This is a genomic window from Rhizobium sp. RAF56, assembly GCF_052113965.1.
In the GTDB taxonomy this organism is placed as follows: domain Bacteria; phylum Pseudomonadota; class Alphaproteobacteria; order Rhizobiales; family Rhizobiaceae; genus Rhizobium.
This window is the reverse complement of sequence record NZ_JBFRDU010000049.1, coordinates 12,002-29,907: the sequence shown is the minus strand read 5'-3', so window position 1 is coordinate 29,907 and position 17,906 is coordinate 12,002. Positions and strand designations below refer to the sequence as shown.

Annotated in this window: 16 protein-coding genes; 5 read left to right on the top strand and 11 right to left on the bottom strand. The window is 62.0% G+C overall.

Translation table 11 applies throughout. The annotated features are described in order from the left end of the window. Positions 1–204: 204 nt before the first annotated feature. On the bottom strand, positions 205–1,257 hold the full coding sequence (locus AB4048_RS25890) for a diguanylate cyclase domain-containing protein (protein ID WP_442204854.1): 1,053 nt from the start codon (positions 1,255–1,257) through the stop codon (positions 205–207). Between the two features lie 262 nt (positions 1,258–1,519). Here AB4048_RS25890 and AB4048_RS25885 point away from each other — a divergent pair, with 262 nt between their 5' ends. From AB4048_RS25885 to AB4048_RS25865, 5 genes are all read left to right on the top strand, one after another. Continuing rightward, on the top strand, positions 1,520–3,367 hold the full coding sequence (locus AB4048_RS25885; protein ID WP_442204853.1) for a putative bifunctional diguanylate cyclase/phosphodiesterase: 1,848 nt from the start codon (positions 1,520–1,522) through the stop codon (positions 3,365–3,367). Between the two features lie 81 nt (positions 3,368–3,448). Continuing rightward, positions 3,449–4,102, top strand: coding sequence for an HD domain-containing protein (locus AB4048_RS25880; RefSeq protein ID WP_442204852.1), 654 nt, complete (start codon positions 3,449–3,451; stop codon positions 4,100–4,102). 10 nt (positions 4,103–4,112) lie between these two features. Further along, the gene (locus tag AB4048_RS25875) at positions 4,113–4,961 is read left to right on the top strand and encodes an MOSC domain-containing protein (RefSeq protein WP_442204851.1); all 849 of its coding nucleotides are present in this window, start codon (positions 4,113–4,115) and stop codon (positions 4,959–4,961) included. Between the two features lie 119 nt (positions 4,962–5,080). Continuing rightward, complete coding sequence (locus tag AB4048_RS25870) at positions 5,081–8,317, top strand: adenylate/guanylate cyclase domain-containing protein (protein ID WP_442204850.1); 3,237 nt, start codon at positions 5,081–5,083, stop codon at positions 8,315–8,317. A 105-nt stretch (positions 8,318–8,422) separates the two neighbouring features. Next, positions 8,423–9,100 carry a peroxiredoxin-like family protein gene (locus AB4048_RS25865; protein ID WP_442204849.1) on the top strand — a complete coding sequence of 226 codons (678 nt, stop codon included), beginning with the start codon at positions 8,423–8,425 and terminating at the stop codon, positions 9,098–9,100. A gap of 98 nt (positions 9,101–9,198) precedes the next feature. Here AB4048_RS25865 and recO read toward each other — a convergent pair whose 3' ends face one another. The 10 genes from recO to AB4048_RS25815 form a co-directional block, all read right to left on the bottom strand. Continuing rightward, positions 9,199–9,972 (bottom strand): DNA repair protein RecO, encoded by a 774-nt coding sequence (gene recO / locus AB4048_RS25860; protein WP_442204848.1) that lies wholly within the window; start codon positions 9,970–9,972, stop codon positions 9,199–9,201. 121 nt (positions 9,973–10,093) lie between these two features. Next, on the bottom strand, positions 10,094–10,456 hold the full coding sequence (locus tag AB4048_RS25855; protein WP_442204847.1) for a response regulator: 363 nt from the start codon (positions 10,454–10,456) through the stop codon (positions 10,094–10,096). 243 nt (positions 10,457–10,699) lie between these two features. Continuing rightward, the gene (locus AB4048_RS25850; RefSeq protein ID WP_442204846.1) at positions 10,700–11,452 is read right to left on the bottom strand and encodes a Crp/Fnr family transcriptional regulator; all 753 of its coding nucleotides are present in this window, start codon (positions 11,450–11,452) and stop codon (positions 10,700–10,702) included. A 167-nt stretch (positions 11,453–11,619) separates the two neighbouring features. Next, positions 11,620–12,564 (bottom strand): GTPase Era, encoded by a 945-nt coding sequence (gene era / locus AB4048_RS25845; RefSeq protein ID WP_442204845.1) that lies wholly within the window; start codon positions 12,562–12,564, stop codon positions 11,620–11,622. 24 nt (positions 12,565–12,588) lie between these two features. Continuing rightward, positions 12,589–13,287: a ribonuclease III gene (gene rnc / locus AB4048_RS25840; RefSeq protein WP_442204844.1), complete on the bottom strand. Its 699-nt coding sequence runs from the start codon at positions 13,285–13,287 to the stop codon at positions 12,589–12,591. After that, positions 13,284–14,030, bottom strand: coding sequence for a signal peptidase I (lepB, locus tag AB4048_RS25835; RefSeq protein WP_442204843.1), 747 nt, complete (start codon positions 14,028–14,030; stop codon positions 13,284–13,286). The genes rnc and lepB overlap by 4 nt, the downstream gene beginning before the upstream one ends. 113 nt (positions 14,031–14,143) lie before the next feature. After that, positions 14,144–14,548, bottom strand: coding sequence for a holo-ACP synthase (acpS, locus tag AB4048_RS25830; protein WP_442204842.1), 405 nt, complete (start codon positions 14,546–14,548; stop codon positions 14,144–14,146). Positions 14,549–14,584: 36 nt separating this feature from the next. Beyond that, positions 14,585–15,172 (bottom strand): DUF2062 domain-containing protein, encoded by a 588-nt coding sequence (locus tag AB4048_RS25825; RefSeq protein WP_442204841.1) that lies wholly within the window; start codon positions 15,170–15,172, stop codon positions 14,585–14,587. Positions 15,173–15,306: 134 nt separating this feature from the next. Then, the gene (locus AB4048_RS25820) at positions 15,307–15,456 is read right to left on the bottom strand and encodes a DUF3563 domain-containing protein (RefSeq protein WP_442204840.1); all 150 of its coding nucleotides are present in this window, start codon (positions 15,454–15,456) and stop codon (positions 15,307–15,309) included. A 178-nt stretch (positions 15,457–15,634) separates the two neighbouring features. After that, positions 15,635–17,851, bottom strand: a complete 2,217-nt coding sequence (locus AB4048_RS25815) for a RelA/SpoT family protein (RefSeq protein ID WP_442204839.1) — start codon at positions 17,849–17,851, stop codon at positions 15,635–15,637. Positions 17,852–17,906: the final 55 nt, after the last annotated feature.

Sequence of the window (17,906 nt, the reverse complement as noted above, 5' to 3'; positions counted from 1 at the left end):
GCTCCACACAGCAGCGACAACGCGATCACGAAGGTCGTTCGACAAAGGTCGGGTCATAGATACTGGCCTCCATCCAGCCAGCATCTTGAATCACAATCATCCTGATTCGGGAATCACCTCAGATTCAGACCAAAGCGGAAACGGTCTAGTGCAACAGGGCGCGGTATCGCTCTGCCGTCGAGCGGTAGACGGCGGACGTAAAAGTCAGTGCGCGCGCTTGAAAACGGAGTACTGATCCCCGCCACGGGCCTTTGCTTCGTACAGGGCAATATCGGCATTGCGCGAAAGTTCAAGTCGCGTGCTGGCGTGCTGTGGCGCCAGCGCTATCCCGACGCTCGCGCGCGCGTCGATGCTCAGTCCGTCGATCTCGAACGGCGCCCTGAAGACCTCGATCAGCCTCTGGGCAACTTTCTCCATGCTCGCGACGTCGCAGGGGCCGTCGAAGAACAGGGCGAATTCGTCGCCGCCGAGGCGCAAGGGAACGTCGTTGCCGCGGATCACCGAGCGGATGCGGCGGGCCGCTTCCGCCAGAACTTCGTCGCCTACCGGATGGCCGTGAATATCGTTGACGGCCTTGAAGCGGTCCACGTCCATGTAGATGGCGCCGATACTGTTGCCATCGGCAACGGCTCTGGCCACCATGCCGTCCACGGACGTCGCCAAGGCGGCGCGATTATAAAAGCCGGTCAGCGGGTCTTCCATGGCAGCCGTCGTCAACGAACTCCTGTCACGTTGCAAGACGACGTTGGAGCGCTGCAGGCGCAGCAATGAGCTCGCCACCGCACCCATGTGGCTGAGCACGCCGCATTCTTCCTCGCTCAACTGTCGCGGATTGAAATCGAGGACGCACAGGGCACCGACGACGACACCGGGCTGAACTTCAAGTGGCGTGCCTGCGTAGAAGCGAAAGTAGGGGGGCCCGGAGACATAGGACACGTCGCGGAATGCCGGATGCGCGGCGAGATCCTCGATGATCAGCGGCTTGCCGGAATAGACGATGCGCGTACACACGGATTGATCTCGCGCGCATCCGGCGATTTCTACACCGGCGGTTGCCGCTATATATTGCCGATCTTCGTCGATGATCGTGACCGCCACCAGCGATGCCCTGAAGATCATCTTGCAGAGCGACGTCAGCGCATCGAGTTCGGCCGCGCCGACGTCCTGCAGCGGCAGCAAACTTCTGACCGCCAAGACGCGCTCCGTCTCGTTTGCCGGTATCAGCATTTCGGCGCTGGACGAGAAGCCATGTTCCATAGGTTCTATCGCCTGCTACATCATGAAAAATCATCGATAAAAATATAAAAGGTCGCGGCAATTGTCGCAAAGCAAAGCTACGGCTTTGTTAAAGCGCAAGGGAAATTTGCGAAAAGCCGAAATAAACGGACGGCATGGCATTTTAGCCAAATCTAACAACCGTTTTTTAATCGCCTGTAGTCCAGGTTGCAAATTACAGAAGAACGGGACGATGGCGCTGGACGAAGCGGTGAGGTCGCGCCGTCAAGAATGAGAGCATCCCATGCAGAGTGCTGAGCCCGCCTATTTCCACGACGCCGATAGTCCCATGCCCGTCCAGCGGCTGATGGAAACGATGGCGCAACTGCTCGAGCACTGCAGCGGCGAGCTTGCTGCCCATACGTCTTCGTTCGAAGAAATCGAAAGCGAAAACACAGCGCTTCGCCAGGCGCTTTCGGCAGCCGAGGTGGCCCTTACACAGGTCTTCGAGATGCGGGAGGCCGTCCTGCACAACCTGCCGCTCGGGCTCAGCATGTTTGACACCGAGCAGCGGCTGACGACCTGCAATCAACGCTTTTGCGATCTGTTTCATTTCTCCGAGGAAGACAGGAAGCCGGGCACGCCGATCGCCACCTTGCTCGCGCGCGTGCCGGGCACGGAGCAACCGCCGGCGAAACCGGTCCCCCTTGCCGGCGAGCTGCGCAAGAAGGGTGCGAGGATCCGCCGCCGCGAATGGGTTATGGCTGATGGAGGGATCATCGAAAGCATCGTGACCGTCCTGCACGACGGCAGCAGCGTCTCCATTCACCAGGACGTCACGGACGAGCGGCGTGCGGCGGAGAGGATCGCCCATATCGCGCATCACGACCTGTTGACCGGCCTGCCGAACCGCCTCAAGTTCCGCGAGGAGGTGTCCGCAGCACTTGCGATGCTGCGACCGGACGAGCAGCTTGCGCTGGCGCATTTCAACCTCGACCGCTTCAAGTGGATCAACGACACCTTCGGCGTCTCAGCGGGCGACGACGTGCTGCGGCAAGTGGCCGACCGTCTGCGCGCGATTACGGGAGCCGCAAACATTTTTGCTCGGCTCGGCTCCGACGAGTTCGCCGTGCTGCAGATCGGGCGTCAACAGCCGCTCAACATGATAGCGCTCGCAGACCAGATAGGCCGCGAGCTGGCAACCCCCTTCTGCATTGGCGATAGCCAGGTTGAGCTCACCATATCCGCCGGCATCGCGATCGCCCCCGAAGGCGGGACGGACACCGATCGGCTGCTGAAGAATGCGGGCGTCGCCCTCTCCCACGCAAAGATCGACGGCCGCAAGCGCAGCCTCGTCTTCTCGCCGGAGATGGAAGCCCGCATACGGGTGCGACACACGCTGGAGGCCGACCTTCGCAAGGCCGTAAAAGATGAAGAGTTCGAGCTGCACTATCAGCCGCTCTATGATCTCAATCGCTCGCGCATTGCCGGCTTCGAGGCGCTGTTGCGCTGGAACCATCCGACGCGCGGGCGCGTATCGCCGCTCGACTTCGTGCCGCTCGCCGAAGAGATCGGCCTGATCTCGCAGATCGGCCGCTGGGTGTTGGTCCAGGCCTGCCGGGATGCCGCCACCTGGCCGGACGGCCTGAAGGTCGCGGTCAACGTTTCCGCCATCCAGTTTCTAAACGAGGACCTTCCGAAAGAAGTGATGCAGGCGGTCACCGCTGCCGGATTTCATCCCTCCCGCCTCGAACTGGAAATCACCGAGAGCGTCCTGATGAAGGACATCGACGAGACGATGCCGACCCTTCACGCTTTGAAGGCTGAAGGCATCGGTATTTCCATGGACGATTTCGGCACCGGTTATTCGTCCCTCAGCTACCTGCGCAGCTTTCCCTTCGACAAGATCAAGATCGACAAGTCGTTTCTGAACGGGCTTGCCGAGGATGAACACGCACAGGCGGTCATGCACGCCATTATCGTGCTGGGGCGCGCGCTCGGCATGCGCGTCACCGTGGAGGGCATCGAAACCGAAGAGCAGCTCGGTCTCGTGCGCTCGGAAAAATGTCACGAGATCCAGGGGTATTTCATCAGCCCTCCGATCCCTGCGTCCGATATCCCGCCCCTTCTAGAAAAGCCGATCAGCCTGTGATCCTGGCGTTCACCCCGAAAAATTTGCGTCGAATCGTCTGAGGCGTTAGGACCGTGGCCGCACCCGGTTTAAGGACGATCGATGAACACCCATTCGATGGCGGGCGCTTTCGCCCCCTTTGAGATCTTGGCCGCGCAGTTGATCGGCCATGCGACCGAGGGCGACGATGGCTCGCATGATATCGCTCATATCTTGCGGGTTTATCGCAACGCGATGCGCATCAACCGTGAGGAAGGCGGCGACGCAAAGATACTGACGGCGGCGGTATTGCTGCACGACTGTGTCGCGGTCGAGAAGAACTCGCCCTTGCGCGCCAGGGCTTCGGCACTCGCCGCAGCCAAGGCTTCCGGCATTCTCGAAGAGCTTGGTTGGGGCCAGGAGGACATCGCTCGGGTCTCCCATGCGATCGTCGCACATAGCTTTTCGGCCGGTATAGAACCCGAGACGCTGGAAGCAAAAATCTTGCAGGATGCCGACCGGCTGGATGCGATCGGCATGGTCGGAGCGGCGCGTTGCTTCTATATCGCCGGAAGGCTCGGTTCGGGTCTCTACGATCCTCTCGATCCGCTGGCACAGAGCCGACCGCTCGATGATAAGCGCTTCGCCATTGACCATTTCGAAACGAAGCTGTTCAAACTAGCCGACGGTTTTCAGACCGAAGCGGGACGAGCGCTTGCACGCGAGCGGCATGACCGGCTGAAAACCGTGCTTGACCTGTTCCTCGACGAGATATGAAGGAGGCAACATGCGTGTCAGCGGTCTATTCATCTATCCCCTCAAGAGCGCTCGCGGCATCGCGGTGGAAAGCTCGACCGTCGACGCGTTCGGCCTTCTCGGCGACCGGCGCATGATGATCGTGGAGCCCTCCGGCCGCTCCATAACCCAGCGGGAGATGCAGGACCTGGCGCGTATCGAGATCGAGCCGCACACGGATTTCCTGCGGCTCAAGATGGACGGCAGGGACAATCTCGACATCTCGCCGCCACGAAGCGGCAACCGCATGGATGTCGACATCTGGAAGACGATCGTCAACGCCGCGATCGCCGACGAGCCTGCCAACGCGACGCTCTCGGAATGGCTCGGACATTCGGTGAAGCTCGTCTTTTTCGACGGTCTCGCCGAGCGCACCGCCAGCGCCGAATGGGGCGCCGCCGGCTCGCCCGTCACCTTCACCGACGGCTTCCAGATTCTCGTGACCACCACGGGCTCACTCAGCGCGCTGAACGCCGATCTCAATGCCCATGGCGAAGGGTCCGTCGGCATGGAACGCTTCCGCCCGAACATCGTCGTCGACTGCGACGAGGAATGGCCCGAGGACAAATGGGCGGCGATCGAAATCGGCGGAATTCGGCTCGACCTCGTCAAGCCCTGCTCGCGCTGCATCATGACGACGCAGGACCAGCTGACCGGCTCGCGCGATGTTCCCGATCCGATGCCCGCCATGGGCCGTATCCGCATGTCGGCCGACCGTCGCGTGCCGGGTCCGCTGTTTGGCTGGAACGCCGTGCCGCGCGGCGAAGGCATCATCGCGATCGGCGACAACGTCAACGTGATCGAGCGGCGGCCCGAGGGCTGGGCGCTGAAAAGGCGATAGGTCGCGGCCTCAAGCAGCGACCGCATTTCTTGCCAGTGCCCCGCAACAGGTCCATGCTGCGCCAAATTCGAAGGCTGGCTGTCCTTTTGATGGTTGGATGACGCAGGAAGCGGGCTCCGATGGGCTGTATCGCTTGCGGTTTCGAGATCGATCCGGGTTTTGCGTTCTGCCCGAAATGCGGCGCAAGACAGGCGATCGTCTGCGTGACCTGCGGTGAGACGTGCCAGCCGGATTTTTCCTTCTGCCCAAAATGTGGATCGGCCCTTGCCGGCTCTGGCGACACCGCGCCGCGACCGGCCTCCGCCCACGCTGCTCCGCCGACGCCACCTCCCCTCGATGCGGAAGCCGATCGCCGGCCGCTCACGGTGCTTTTCGCTGATCTTTGCGGTTTCACCACCCTCAGCGAGAAAATCGACCCTGAAGTCATGCGGGTGTTGCAGAACGATCTCTTCGACGAGCTCACCGAGGCCGTCGAGGCCTATGGCGGCTTTGTCGACAAATTCGTTGGCGACGCGCTGCTTGCCCTTTTCGGCGCGCCGGTCGCCCATGAGGACGATCCGGAACGCGCGCTTCGTGCCGGGCTCGACATGATCGGGCGCACGGGCCGCGTTGGCGAACGCTGGCAATCGAGGGTGGGGCTACCGCTCCAACTGCATATCGGCATCAACACCGGCCCGGTTGTCACCGGCGGCTTCGGCGCAGCAAGCGCGCGCTCCTATTCCGTGACCGGCGACACCGTCAACACAGCCCAAAGGCTGCAATCGATGGCCGGCCCCGACGAGATCCTTATCGGGCCGCTGACGCATCGCCTGACGCGGCACGCCTTCTCCTTCGAGAGCCTCGGATCGCAGGCGCTGCGCGGCAAGAGCGGCAACGTCCATGTCCACCGGCTCGTCGGACCGCTGGAAGCGCCGGACACCGCGCGCGGGCTCGAAGGCTTCGGATTGCAGGCCGAAATGATCGGCCGCGACGCGGAGCTGACGCGGATGCTCGGCTGCCTCGACCTTGCCTGCGGCGGCAGCGCGCAATCGGTGCGGCTGATCGGCGAGGCCGGCATCGGCAAATCGCGGCTCGTCGACGAACTGATCGAGAGGGCTGCGAAAGATCCGCGTTTCGAGAGCGTTGTGATGCGGCGCGCCATATGCTCGCCGCTTGGCGAGCAATCCTATGGCACGCTCGCCGCGGTCCTGCGCAGCGCCTATGGCATTGCCGAGCGCGACAATGCCGCAACGACGAGCCAACTGCTGGCGAAAGGGCTTGGCGAGATCGGCTTCGATGCGGAAGAGATCGCCCGGTTTACGCCGCTCTTTCTTTTCGTCTTCGGGTTCGGTGACCCGGATGGGCAGTTGCAGCATGTCGAGCCGGAACAGCTGCGCCGCCAGATTCTCTACGCCACGCGGTTGATCTTCGAGCGCCGTCTTTCTCACGGGCCGCTGCTGTTGATTTTGGAGGACATGCACTGGGCTGACGCCGCCTCGCTGGAAACGTTGCGCTTCGTGCTCGACCGGCTGGAACGCAGCCGGATGATGATGCTGACCACCTGTCGGCCGAGCCTCGAAAGTGACAGTCTCGATTCCAGCCGCATGAGCCTCACCGTTCTTCGGCTCGCCCCGCTTTCCGACGCCGATGGGGAGACGCTGATCTCGGCCATCTTCCGCGAGACCGGCGACATACCGCCGACCATGCGCCGCCACATCATCGCGAGGGCGGGCGGCAATCCGTTGTTCATCGAAGAAATCGTGCGCGGCCTGATCGAGACCGGGGTCTTGCAGTTCGATGGCGAACGCTGGACGGTTGCGGCATCCGAGATCGGCAGCGACATTCCTCACACGTTGCAGGCCATGTTGCTGGCGCGTGTCGACCGGCTCCCCTCGACCATCCGGCGGCTCGCGCAGGAGGCGGCGGTCATCGGTCCGCGTTTCGACACGAAGCTTCTGGCCGCCGTTTCCCTCGACCCGTCGTCGGTCGAGACGAGCCTCGACTTTCTGTGTCGGGCCGAGATCATCGAGGAAGCCGGGGCCGCGGCCGGCTCCGCTTCCAGCTATCGCTTCACGCAGACGCTTCTGCACGACGTCATCTACCACAACCTCCTTCTGCAGCGCCGCAAGGATCTGCATGCCGGCATCGGTGCCGCCATGGAGCGGCAGTGCGGCGGCGCACCCGAGCGGCTGGAGGATCTGGCGCAACTCGGACATCATTTCTGCGAGGCGGCGGAGACGAGCAAAGGCGCCCACTATCTGATGGCCGCCGGTGACCTCGCCCGCAAGACCTACGCGAACGACGACGCCATGCGGCTTTATCGTCAGGCGCTTGCGGCCTTTCCGGCCGCAGGGGAGCCGTCGCCGCAGCAGGTGGAACTCTTCGAGCGGTTGGCGGATCTTTGCGGCCATGGCGGAAAGCGAGATGAAGCCCACCACCTATATGCTCAGGCGCTCGCCAGCCACCAATCTTGCGGTGACCGGACAGCCGCTGCACGCATCCTGCGCAAGCGCGGGCACCTGCATCTCGACGCGGGCCGCCGCGATCTCGCCGACACCCAGTATGCCGATGCCGCCAAGCTGCTCGAAGGCAACGATGCGCCGATCGAGCTCGCTCACCTCCTGCAGGAGCGCGGCTATCTTGCATTCCGCATGGGCGATCAGAGTGCCGCGGCGCGCTGGGCGGACGAGGCGCTCGCCTGCCTCGATGCGGCCGGCGCATCCGGCGTTGAGGCAGCACGCGCAAGTGCGGAAGCGCTGAACACCAAGGGGGTGGCGCTGGCGCGTCTCGGCCGCCACAAGGAGGCGGTGCACGAGGTGGAGCGGAGCCTTGCGATCGCCGAGGATGCAGGCCTTCTCAGCGCCGCGTGCCGGGCCTATTCCAATCTTGCCGTGCTCTACACGATCGTCGATCCGCGCCGCGCGATGGACATCTGCCGGCGCGGGCTTGATGTCGCCCAGCGCATCGGCGATCTCGCTTTCCAGGCGCGCCTACTCGCCAACCTGGCTGTCGCCTGCTGCACCTTCACCGACCATTGCGGCCAGGAGGGCGTGCCCGCGGCTGAAAAGGCGATCGAAATCGACCGCGCGCTCGACCAGCGCGACCACCTCGCCGTCCCGCTGATCGTGCTCGGACAAATCCATCAATGTCACGGCCAGCCGGCGCTCGCCCGAAGGTATTACGAGGAAGCGCTTGAGCTAGCTTGCGAAATCGGCGAGCCGCAGCTGCTGTTTCCGTGCTATGATGGCTTGGCGACACTGAACCTCGATCGCGACGACATGGCGGAAGCCGAACGCTACTTCGCGTTGGCACAGGATGTATGCGTTCGCCACCGGCTCGATCCTGAAGCTTTGGTGATCCTGCCTTTTCTCGACTAGAGCGGCGACCAGGGAAATGCGATCGCTTCTCTACTCTAAGCTATTGATTTAACGGGATGCACATTGCCCGCGTTGCCCATCACATGCCTTTGCAAGGAGGATGACATGCCGGAAAACCATACTGAAAGGCCGCTGCAGCCGGGCGATCGCGCTCCCAACATCGTCCTTGACGCCATCACCCGCCAAGGCAAGGTGTCGATCGACGAATTCCGTGGCCAGCGGCCGGTCTTAGTCGGGCTGTTTCGCGGGCTACATTGTCCTTTCTGCCGGCGTCAGATCGCCGCGATGGCGAGCCTTGCGGGAGAACTGCAGGAACAGGGGATCGACAGCCTGACGGTGGTGAACACGCCGATCGAGCGCGCCCGGCTCTACTTCCGCTATCATCCGCTGCCGAACCTGCTCGCGGCATCGGATCCGGAGAGGATTTCGCACCGCGCATTTGGCCTGCCGAACCTGCAGTTTACGGAATCGGAGAATGCCTGGCCGTACAAGATCTCGATGGGCGCCGTCAATTCCATGCGGCTGGAGATGCCCGATCTGCCGAAGCCGATGGATCCGTTTGCCGCCGTCGAATATCTGGACAAGGCTGACGGCTATGAATTCACGGAGGCCGATCGGCAAATGATCGCCGGCGGCGAAGGCCAGCTGGTGGGAGAATTCCTGCTCGATCGCGATGGCGTCGTGCGCTGGTGCTTCACCGAGGTACCCGACGACGGTCGCAACATGTTCGGCATTCCGCCGCGCCAGGAAGTGATGTCGGCAGCGGCGCAAGTGTTGCACTAGAGCAATTCCAGGAAAAGTGTGACGCGGTTTTCTGTCCGGAATTGCGTAAAGACAAACAGACAGAGCGTTTGCGTGTTTCGAAGAGAAACGGAAACGGTCTAGACAGCCGAGCGCGCCGCCGGTTCCGAGCTTTCCGACGGGGCAACGGCGAGCGCCTTTAGCGCCGTCTGCACGAAAGCGTCGCGGGCGGCCGCCACCTCTATGCCGCGGGGCTCGTAGACATGGCGATTGAGGAAGAACCCCGTGAGCCGGAAGGCTGCGGCGAGGCTGTCGCGATCGGCGGCCGTGCTGTCGCCGATCAAGAGGAAACTCGGCAGGGCGAGCATCTTGTCGGCCCAGGGCGCGCCGGCACTGCGGCATACTGCCCGGCCCGATTTCGGCGACACATAGGCGAGATCGTCCCGCGTGCCCGTCGCCGCGCATTCGGCAAGATCGAGACCGAAACCCAGATCGTTCAAGACGGCAAGCTCGAAGCGGACGAACAACTCGCCAGCGTCGGCCGGGTCGTGAAGGTTTTCGAGGATGACGTCGAGCGCTTCATAGAGATGCGGGTGCGGATCGCGCTCCGGCAGCAGGCGCAGAAGCGCGCCCATCGCCTGGATGCCGTAGACGGACGTCGCCGTCTCCATCAATCGCGCGGCCCTCAGCCGTAGAGGCTCGATCCGGAATTCGCCGAGATGCTCGTCCAGCCGCGCCCGCCAGACCACATCGACCTGATTGCCTGCCTGCAGCACCGGCTGCATCGCCCGCGACCGGCCGGAGCGGACAAGGCCGAGATGACGGCCACGCTCACGCGTCATCACCTCGGCGATGACACTCGTCTCACCGTGGCGCTTGATCCCCAGAATGATGGCTTGGTCCTGCCATTGCATCGGCGGCGCGTGTCCTGTGCTTGCCTGATTCCATCCTAGCGCATAACCCTTGGCAACGCGTCATGAAAGACGCGGCGGCAGCGTCAGGATGGAACGCGCCCGCCCCCGCCTGCCGGCAAAGTCAGGCCGCGTCCGAAAACAGCTTACCGAGAAAGGCCCGCATCGCCGCCTCGTCGAAAGGCTTCACGAGCAGCGGCACATGCTGGAGGTCCGGCGGAAAGTCCAGTGTGTCCGAATAGCCGCTGACGAACCCGAAGGGAACGCCGCGCTCCGTGAGCTGGCGCGCGAAACCGAAGCTCATGGCTTCGCCGAGATTGACGTCGAGAAGCGCGAAATCGTAGCGCGCGACCTGAACTTCGGCGATTGCCTGCTCCAGATTCGAAGCGATCATCACCGTCTCGGCGCCCATGTCGCGAAGTAGTTCCTCGGCCTCCATGGCAATGATGAGGCTGTCTTCAAGTATCAGAATGCGTCGTGCGATCATTGGCCTCGTGCTTCCGTGCGACCGCCGCAGCAAGGCAAAGACAGACAGAAATTCATAATGGAAACCTCCGCCGCCCGCCTGGGGTCTACTCTAGACTGAGACCGTGCATCCCTGTCAATCCATCCTCGCTAGCCTATAGGAAGCGAAACTGGTCGAAAGATGACGGTTCCCCACTCTATCGCGCGGCTTCCATTAGCGCATTTAAAAAAGACACGTGAGGGACACTCAACTTTCGTCGAAGGCTCAGATGAAGGGGCGTTTGGTATCTTCGAGTCCTTCCCATTCGGCAAGGGCCGCCAATCCCTCGGCATCCAGCACGGAACAGCCCCGGTCCTGCCAGCGGATAAGCTTTCGATCCGCAAGCTTTTTCAATGTCTTATTGGTATGGACTATGGAAAGTCCGAGCGTGTCGGCAATATGCTGCTGGGTAATCGGCACCAGGTCTGGCCTCTCGAAGAGCTCGAGGGTCGCCGCTCTCTGGTGAAGGTAGGCGATCAGATAAGCGGCTCTTTCGAGGGCCGATCTGCGACCGATGCTCAATAGATGTTCGTCGAGAATGCGTTCTTCGCGCGCGGCGATCCAGGTCAGATCGAAGGCGAGGGACGGATGCTTGTTGTAAAGCCCCGGCAGCTTGTCGCGCTCGAAGACGCAGAGCGACACCGGCGACAGCGCTTCGATCGAATGCTGCATCTCGCCCATGATCGTCCCCTGGAGACCGATGAGATCGCCCGGCATGACATAGTTGAGGATTTGCCGCCGGCCGTCTTCCAGCGTCTTGTAGCGGAAGCCCCAGCCGTGGAGCACGGTGAACAGGTGCGCGCTGTGCGCGCCCTCGACGAAAATCGTGGCGCCGGCGTCGACGGCAAGCTCGCCCCTCTTGAAGCGAGAGACGAATTCCAGCTCCTCGCTGTTGAATTCGCGAAAATGCTTTAACTCCCGCAGCGGACATCGCACGCACGGGGTCTTCATCTCATGGGTCGTCTTCGCTTTCGCCATACGCGATATCGCCGAACTTGCCGCCGGACCTGTGGCTACCACAAGGCGGAAAGCACGACGTTTGTTCCGTGACGTCCGCAATTTTTTTGCGGACAATCATTCACGCTGCCATGGGATCGGCCACGCCGTGCCAGCGCATCGACGGAGCCCTCCCGGCGCCTGCGCGCCTAGCGCGGAAAATCGAGCCCCATTTCGCGGAAGCGCTCGGGATCGTCGCCCCAGTTCTCGCGAACCTTGACGAAAAGGAAGAGATGTACGGGCTGCTCAAGGATCTGCGATAGCTCCTTGCGCGAGGCCGTCGAAATCGCCTTGATGGTCTCGCCGTTCTTGCCGAGTGCGATCTTCTTCTGGCTGTCGCGCTCCACATAGATGACCTGCTCGATCCTGACCGAACCGTCCTTGCGGTCTTCCCACTTTTCCGTTTCGACGTGGGAGGCGTAGGGAAGTTCCTGGTGCAGGCGCAAGAAAAGCTTCTCGCGGGTGATTTCGGCCGCGAGTTGGCGCATCGGCAGATCGGAAATCTGGTCTTCCGGATAGTACCAGGGGCCTTCCGGCAGGGTCTTCGCCAGATAATCCATGACGTCGTCGCAGCCGGAGCCGTTCTCGGCGGAGATCATGAAGGTCTTCTCGAAGGCGATCTTCTCATTGGCAGCGGACGAAAGCGCCAGCAGATCCTCGCGCTTGACGCGGTCGATCTTGTTGAGCACCAGGATCTTCGGTTGTTTGACCTCTTTCAGCCCCTCGAGGATTGCCTCGGCATCGCCGCGCAAGCCCCGTTCGCTGTCGATGAGCAGCATGATGAAGTCGGCGTCCTTGGCGCCGCCCCAGGCCGAAGTGACCATGGCGCGGTCGAGCCGGCGACGCGGCTTGAAAATGCCGGGCGTGTCCATGAACACGATCTGCGCATTGTCGTGGATGGCAATGCCGCGGACGATCGCGCGTGTCGTCTGCACTTTGTGGCTGACGATCGAGACTTTCGCACCGACCAGCCGGTTGAGCAGCGTCGACTTGCCGGCATTGGTGGGACCGATCAGGGCTACGAAACCGGAATGGGTCGGGCCACCGGCCTCCGGCATGCCATTTTCGGCGGTGGTGTCATCATGTTCAGTCATTTTGTCCGCCGTTTCTGAGCAGGGCTACCATACGCCCTCGCGCTCCAAAAGTTTTGCCGCAGCCGCCTGCTCGGCGGCGCGCTTGGAGCGATCCACTCCCGTTTCGGGTTTCGCACCTGCCACTTCCACCGTGACAGTGAAGCGGGGATCATGATCCGGTCCGCTGCGATCGTCTACCCGATAGACGGGCGTGACGCCGAACTTCGCATGCGCCCACTCCTGCAGTTCGGTCTTGGCGTCGCGTTTCGCGCCGTCGGGACGCGACGCCCGCGGCTCCCAGTAGCGCAGGATGAAGCGGCGCGCCACCTCCAGCCCGCCATCCAGATAAACGGCAGCGATCAAGCTTTCGACGACGTCGGCGCGCACATTGAGCATGCGCTTGCCCGTCAGCTTCTTCACGTCGGCGCCTGTGCGGATGAAAAGGTGCAGTTGCATCTCGTCGGCGACCTCGGCACAGGTCTCGGCGCTGACGAGCTGGTTGAGCCGCACCGAAAGCTCCCCTTCCGCGGCCGCGCCGAAGGTGCTGAAGAGAAGCTCCGCGACGCAAAGGCCGAGCACGCGGTCGCCCAGGAATTCCAGGCGCTCGTAATTCGCGCCCTTTTCCGTGCGGGCGCTCGCATGCGTCAGCGCGCGATCGAGCCGTGCCTTATCCGCAAACTCGTGGCCGATCGCGGCTTCCAGCCGCTTCCGATCCGCCTCGGAAAGCGGCCGCGCCTTGCTCATTCGACAACCTTGAACAGGCGGTCCCAACGCATGTTGGCCGGCCACTTCCAGAATTCGCGGAACGAGGTGTCGTTGCCGAGCGAGAAGAAGATGATGCTTGCGCGACCGACCAGATTTTCGGCAGGAACGAAGCCGACGTCGAAGCGGCTGTCGAGCGAGTTGTCGCGATTGTCGCCCATCATGAAATAGTGGTCTTCGGGCACGATGAATTCGCGCGTGTTGTCGCCGCGCGAATAGGGCGACTGGTCGAGCGTATCGTAGGTCCGGCCGTTGTCCATGCGCTCACGATAAACCGGAACGTTCTCGCCCGGATCGAGCTTGTAGTCGGACGTGAATACGCCGTCCGGCTGGCGTGGCACCGCCGCGTTGTTGACATAGAGAATGCCGTCCTTGACCTGGATGTGGTCGCCCGGCAGGCCAACCACGCGCTTGATGTAGTCGATGTCCGGGTTCGGCGGGAAGCGGAAGACGACGATATCGCCACGGTTGGGCGAGCTGCCGAAAATACGGCCGCTGAAAAGGTTCGGCGAGAACGGCAGCGAGTAGCGCGAATAGCCGTAGGCGAACTTGTTCACGAAGATGTAGTCGCCGACGAGAAGCGTCGGCATCATCGAACCCGACGGAATGGTGAAAGGCTGGAACAGGATCGTGCGAATGACCATGGCCAGCAACAGCGCCTGTACGACGACCTTGATATTTTCCCACAGCGCGTTCTGCTGCTTCTTTTCTGCTTTCTCGGACACCAAGTTCATTCCTTATTCGCAGCCCGCAGGCGCAGGGATTCTAGGCTTTTTCTATTCACTTCATACCACGGCGGCAATGGTGCTAACATTAAAAGCAATTGAGGAGACACCGCTTACCTTGCCGAAGGCAGCGCCTCGATGATCACAAAGGCTTGAGCGAGCGGAAAGTCGTCCGTTATCGTCAAGTGGATGGCGGCATGATGGCCGTCGGGCAGCATCGATGCCAATCTTTTCGCGGCACCCCCCGTCAGATGCATGGTGGGCTTGCCGCTCGGCAGGTTCACGACGCCCATGTCGCGCCAGAAAACGCCCTGCGCGAGCCCGGTTCCGAGCGCCTTCGAGCAGGCTTCCTTGGCGGCGAAGCGCTTGGCATAGGAGGCGGCGCGGTTTTTGCGGCCGTCCGATTTCGCTCGTTCGATATCGGTGAAACAGCGCTCAAGGAAGCGTGCGCCGAAGCGCTCGATCGATTTATCGATACGCCTGATATCGATCAAATCGCTGCCGATGCCGATGATCAATAAATCGTCCTTTCAACGCGGGGCGCCTGGCACCCGTCAGACGCTGCGCGCATGATCCGCAAGCAGCAAACGGTGACGGGCCCGTTCCGTCAGGCGCGCTCGGCGGCGCTGCTGGAAGCCTTTCACACCATAATAAGTGATGGCATAGACGACGAGCCCGGATACGAGGCCAGGCGGGACCGCGCCGACCAGCATCGGCTTCAGAACCGGGCCCCACAGCTGCGAGAAATCGAGTTTGTGGAAGAGCGCCGGCAGGTCGATGGTGCCTTTAGGCTCGTGCCCATCCCGTCCGAGGATGAGATGGCCGATTTCCCAGGTGATGCCCCAGATGAACGGATAGGTGACGGGATTTCCGGCAGCGAGACAGCCGAGCGCCGCGGCGACGAGATTGCCGGCAACGAGGTAGGCAACCACGATGGCCATGACGATGTGCACACCGATGAAGGGTGTCCATGACACGACAATGCCTGCTGCAAAGCCCGCGGCGATCGCGTGCGGCGACGCGGTCAGCCGTACGATACGCTTCTGGAAATAGCGCAAGGGTCTCAGGAAGCCCTTTCGGGGCCAAACGAGCTCCCGCAGCTTTTCAGCCAATTTCTGTGGTTTTCGGCGACGAAATAACATGCGGCCTATGTAGTGCAAGGGAGGCTGCCATGACAAGAGCGTCAAAACACCTCACTGCACCAATTGCGAGGCCGGTTTCGGCCCGCTACGGGGGCAAGCAACGGTTGCCCCTTCAATCCAAGTATTGTGCGCGCTTAGCGCTGACGAAACAGGCCGCGGTCGATCTGACGCTGACGGTATTCAAGGTCGAAGCGGTCAAAAGAGCCGTTCAGATAAGCAGTCTCGCGGTCTTCGACGCTCGGGACGCGCAGGGCGCGGGCGAATTTCTTGATCGGGGTAAACATGTCTTTGCCTCATCTTCGTTAAACTTCATTCACGACCACAAGATAGGTGCGGCAAGTGCCGATTACCAACCCTCTATTGGACACGCAGCCATGCATCTGACGCACGGCTTGGCCGTTCACAAGGCAAAATCCGTCAAAAATGTTCATAAATTGTGCAGTCGCAACAAAGCGAATGCGGCTATTCGTAAAGCCGCTTCACCGTTGCGATGCAATCGAGCTCCTTCAGCTGAACGAGCAGCTGATTGAGCTGGCGCAAATCCCACACTTCGACATCCAGCGCCATCTCGGTGAAGTCGGTCGCAATCCGCACCATGCTCAGCAGCCGGATGTTGACGTCGATATCGGCAACCGTCTGCGCCACCCGGGCAAGCGTGCCCGGCTCGTTCAGGGCGTTGATCAGGATGCGCGCGGCAAAGCGCGACTTGTTGGCCTCGTCGAGGTCCCAGCGAACGTCGATCCAGCGCTCCGGTTCGTCGTCGAAGCGCTGCAACACAGGCGACTGGATCGGATAGATGGTGATGCCCCGGTTCTTCTCCATGATGCCGACGATGCGATCGCCCGGCACGGCGCCGGTCGGTGCGAAGTTTACGGTGACGTCGGACGCAATACCACGGATCGGCAGTTCCGCCCCGCCCTCGATCGTCGCAAGCTCCGCCGGCGTCTTCCCCGGGATGCGGAAGATCATGCCGGATGCGCTGCGAACGTTGAACCAGCCCTCGTCGCCTGCCGGCTTGACGGTCACCCGCTCGTCCTGGTGGTCGGGATAGACAGCGCGCAGCACATCGAGCGACGACATCTCGCCGCGCCCGACGGCGGCGATCGCGTCTTCGACGTCCTTCTGTCCTAGGCGGTGCAGCGCCGGCCGCAGGCCTTCGCGCGAAAAGATCTTGCCGGCGCGCTCGAAGGTACGCTCGAGAATGCGGTGGCCGAGCCCGGTGTATTGCTTGCGGATCGCCATGCGCGTCGCACGCCGGATGGCGGCGCGGGCCTTGCCGGTGACAACGATTTCTTCCCAGGCCGCCGGAGGCACCTGAACGCCGGAGCGGATGATCTCGACCTCGTCGCCGTTATTCAGGCGCGTGACGAGCGGCATGATGCGGCCGTTGATCTTGGCGCCGACGGTGGTATCGCCGATATTGGTGTGAACCGCGTAGGCGAAATCGATCGGGGTTGCGCCGCGCGGAAGCGCGATCAGCTTGCCCTTCGGGGTGAAGCAGAAAACCTGGTCCTGGAAGAGTTCGAGCTTGGTATGCTCCAGGAATTCCTCGGGACTGTCTCCCTCGGCCAATGCCTCGATGGTGTGCCTCAGCCACGAGTAAGCATTCGACTCGCGCGACAGCGTTTCGTTCTCAGCCGCAAGCGCATCCTTGTAGAGCGTATGGGCGGCGATGCCGTATTCGGCGATCTCGTGCATGCGCTTGGTGCGGATCTGCAGTTCGATACGCTGGCTGGACGGGCCGATGATGGTCGTATGGATCGAACGGTAGTCGTTCTGCTTCGGGGTCGAGATATAGTCCTTGAAGCGCCCGGGCACGACGCGCCAGCGCGTATGGACGATGCCAAGCGCGCGATAACAGTCGGGAATATCGTCGACCAGCAGGCGGAAGCCGTAGACGTCGGAGAGCTGCTCGAACGAGAGCGATTTCGACTGCATCTTGCGGAAGACCGAATAGGGCTTCTTCTGCCGACCGCTCACCATGGCGTTGGAAAGGCCGTTGGCAACGAGCAGGTCGCGGAGTTCGGTCTCGATCTTCTTGACCAGCCCCTCGTTGCGCCGCGAGAGGTCCTCAAGCCGCTTCGTGACTGTGTCATGCGCTTCCGGGTTGATATGCCGGAAGGAGAGCTCCTCCAGCTCCTCGCGCATGTCCTGCATGCCCATGCGGCCGGCAAGCGGCGCGTAGATCTCCATCGTCTCTTCCGAGATGCGGGCACGCTTCTCGGGCGACATATGATCCAGCGTACGCATGTTGTGGAGGCGATCGGCAAGCTTGACGAGAAGCACGCGCACGTCGTCGGAAATGGCAAGCAGCAGCTTGCGCAGATTTTCCGCCTGCTTGGCTTTCTTGGTGACGAGATCCAGCTTCTTGATCTTCGTCAGCCCCTCGACGAGGCGGCCGATATCCTCGCCGAACAGCTCGTCGATCTCGGCCCGGGTAGCGGTCGTGTCCTCGATGGTGTCGTGCAAAAGCGCGACGGCAATCGTCGATTCATCGAGGCGCATGTCGGTGAGGATGGCGGCAACCTCGAGCGGATGCGAGATATAGGGATCGCCGCTGGCGCGTTTCTGCTGGCCATGCTTCTGCATGGCATAGACGTAGGCTTTGTTGAGGAGAGCTTCGTTGGCGTCGGGCTTATATTTCTGCACGCGCTCAACGAGCTCGTATTGCCGCATCATCCGAAGCTACTCCCACAAAAGAAAAGCGCGCCAATCGGACGACCGGCGCACGCTC

Bases quoted from the DNA above. Each gene is read 5' to 3' on its own strand.
- AB4048_RS25890 (WP_442204854.1), bottom strand. From the start codon at position 1,257: ATGGAACATGGCTTCTCGTCCAGCGCCGAAATGCTGATACCGGCAAAC.
- AB4048_RS25885 (WP_442204853.1), top strand. From the start codon at position 1,520: ATGCAGAGTGCTGAGCCCGCCTATTTCCACGACGCCGATAGTCCCATG.
- AB4048_RS25880 (WP_442204852.1), top strand. From the start codon at position 3,449: ATGAACACCCATTCGATGGCGGGCGCTTTCGCCCCCTTTGAGATCTTG.
- AB4048_RS25875 (WP_442204851.1), top strand. From the start codon at position 4,113: ATGCGTGTCAGCGGTCTATTCATCTATCCCCTCAAGAGCGCTCGCGGC.
- AB4048_RS25870 (WP_442204850.1), top strand. From the start codon at position 5,081: ATGGGCTGTATCGCTTGCGGTTTCGAGATCGATCCGGGTTTTGCGTTC.
- AB4048_RS25865 (WP_442204849.1), top strand. From the start codon at position 8,423: ATGCCGGAAAACCATACTGAAAGGCCGCTGCAGCCGGGCGATCGCGCT.
- recO (WP_442204848.1), bottom strand. From the start codon at position 9,972: ATGCAATGGCAGGACCAAGCCATCATTCTGGGGATCAAGCGCCACGGT.
- AB4048_RS25855 (WP_442204847.1), bottom strand. From the start codon at position 10,456: ATGATCGCACGACGCATTCTGATACTTGAAGACAGCCTCATCATTGCC.
- AB4048_RS25850 (WP_442204846.1), bottom strand. From the start codon at position 11,452: ATGGCGAAAGCGAAGACGACCCATGAGATGAAGACCCCGTGCGTGCGA.
- era (WP_442204845.1), bottom strand. From the start codon at position 12,564: ATGACTGAACATGATGACACCACCGCCGAAAATGGCATGCCGGAGGCC.
- rnc (WP_442204844.1), bottom strand. From the start codon at position 13,287: ATGAGCAAGGCGCGGCCGCTTTCCGAGGCGGATCGGAAGCGGCTGGAA.
- AB4048_RS25825 (WP_442204841.1), bottom strand. From the start codon at position 15,172: ATGTTATTTCGTCGCCGAAAACCACAGAAATTGGCTGAAAAGCTGCGG.
- AB4048_RS25820 (WP_442204840.1), bottom strand. From the start codon at position 15,456: ATGTTTACCCCGATCAAGAAATTCGCCCGCGCCCTGCGCGTCCCGAGC.
- AB4048_RS25815 (WP_442204839.1), bottom strand. From the start codon at position 17,851: ATGATGCGGCAATACGAGCTCGTTGAGCGCGTGCAGAAATATAAGCCC.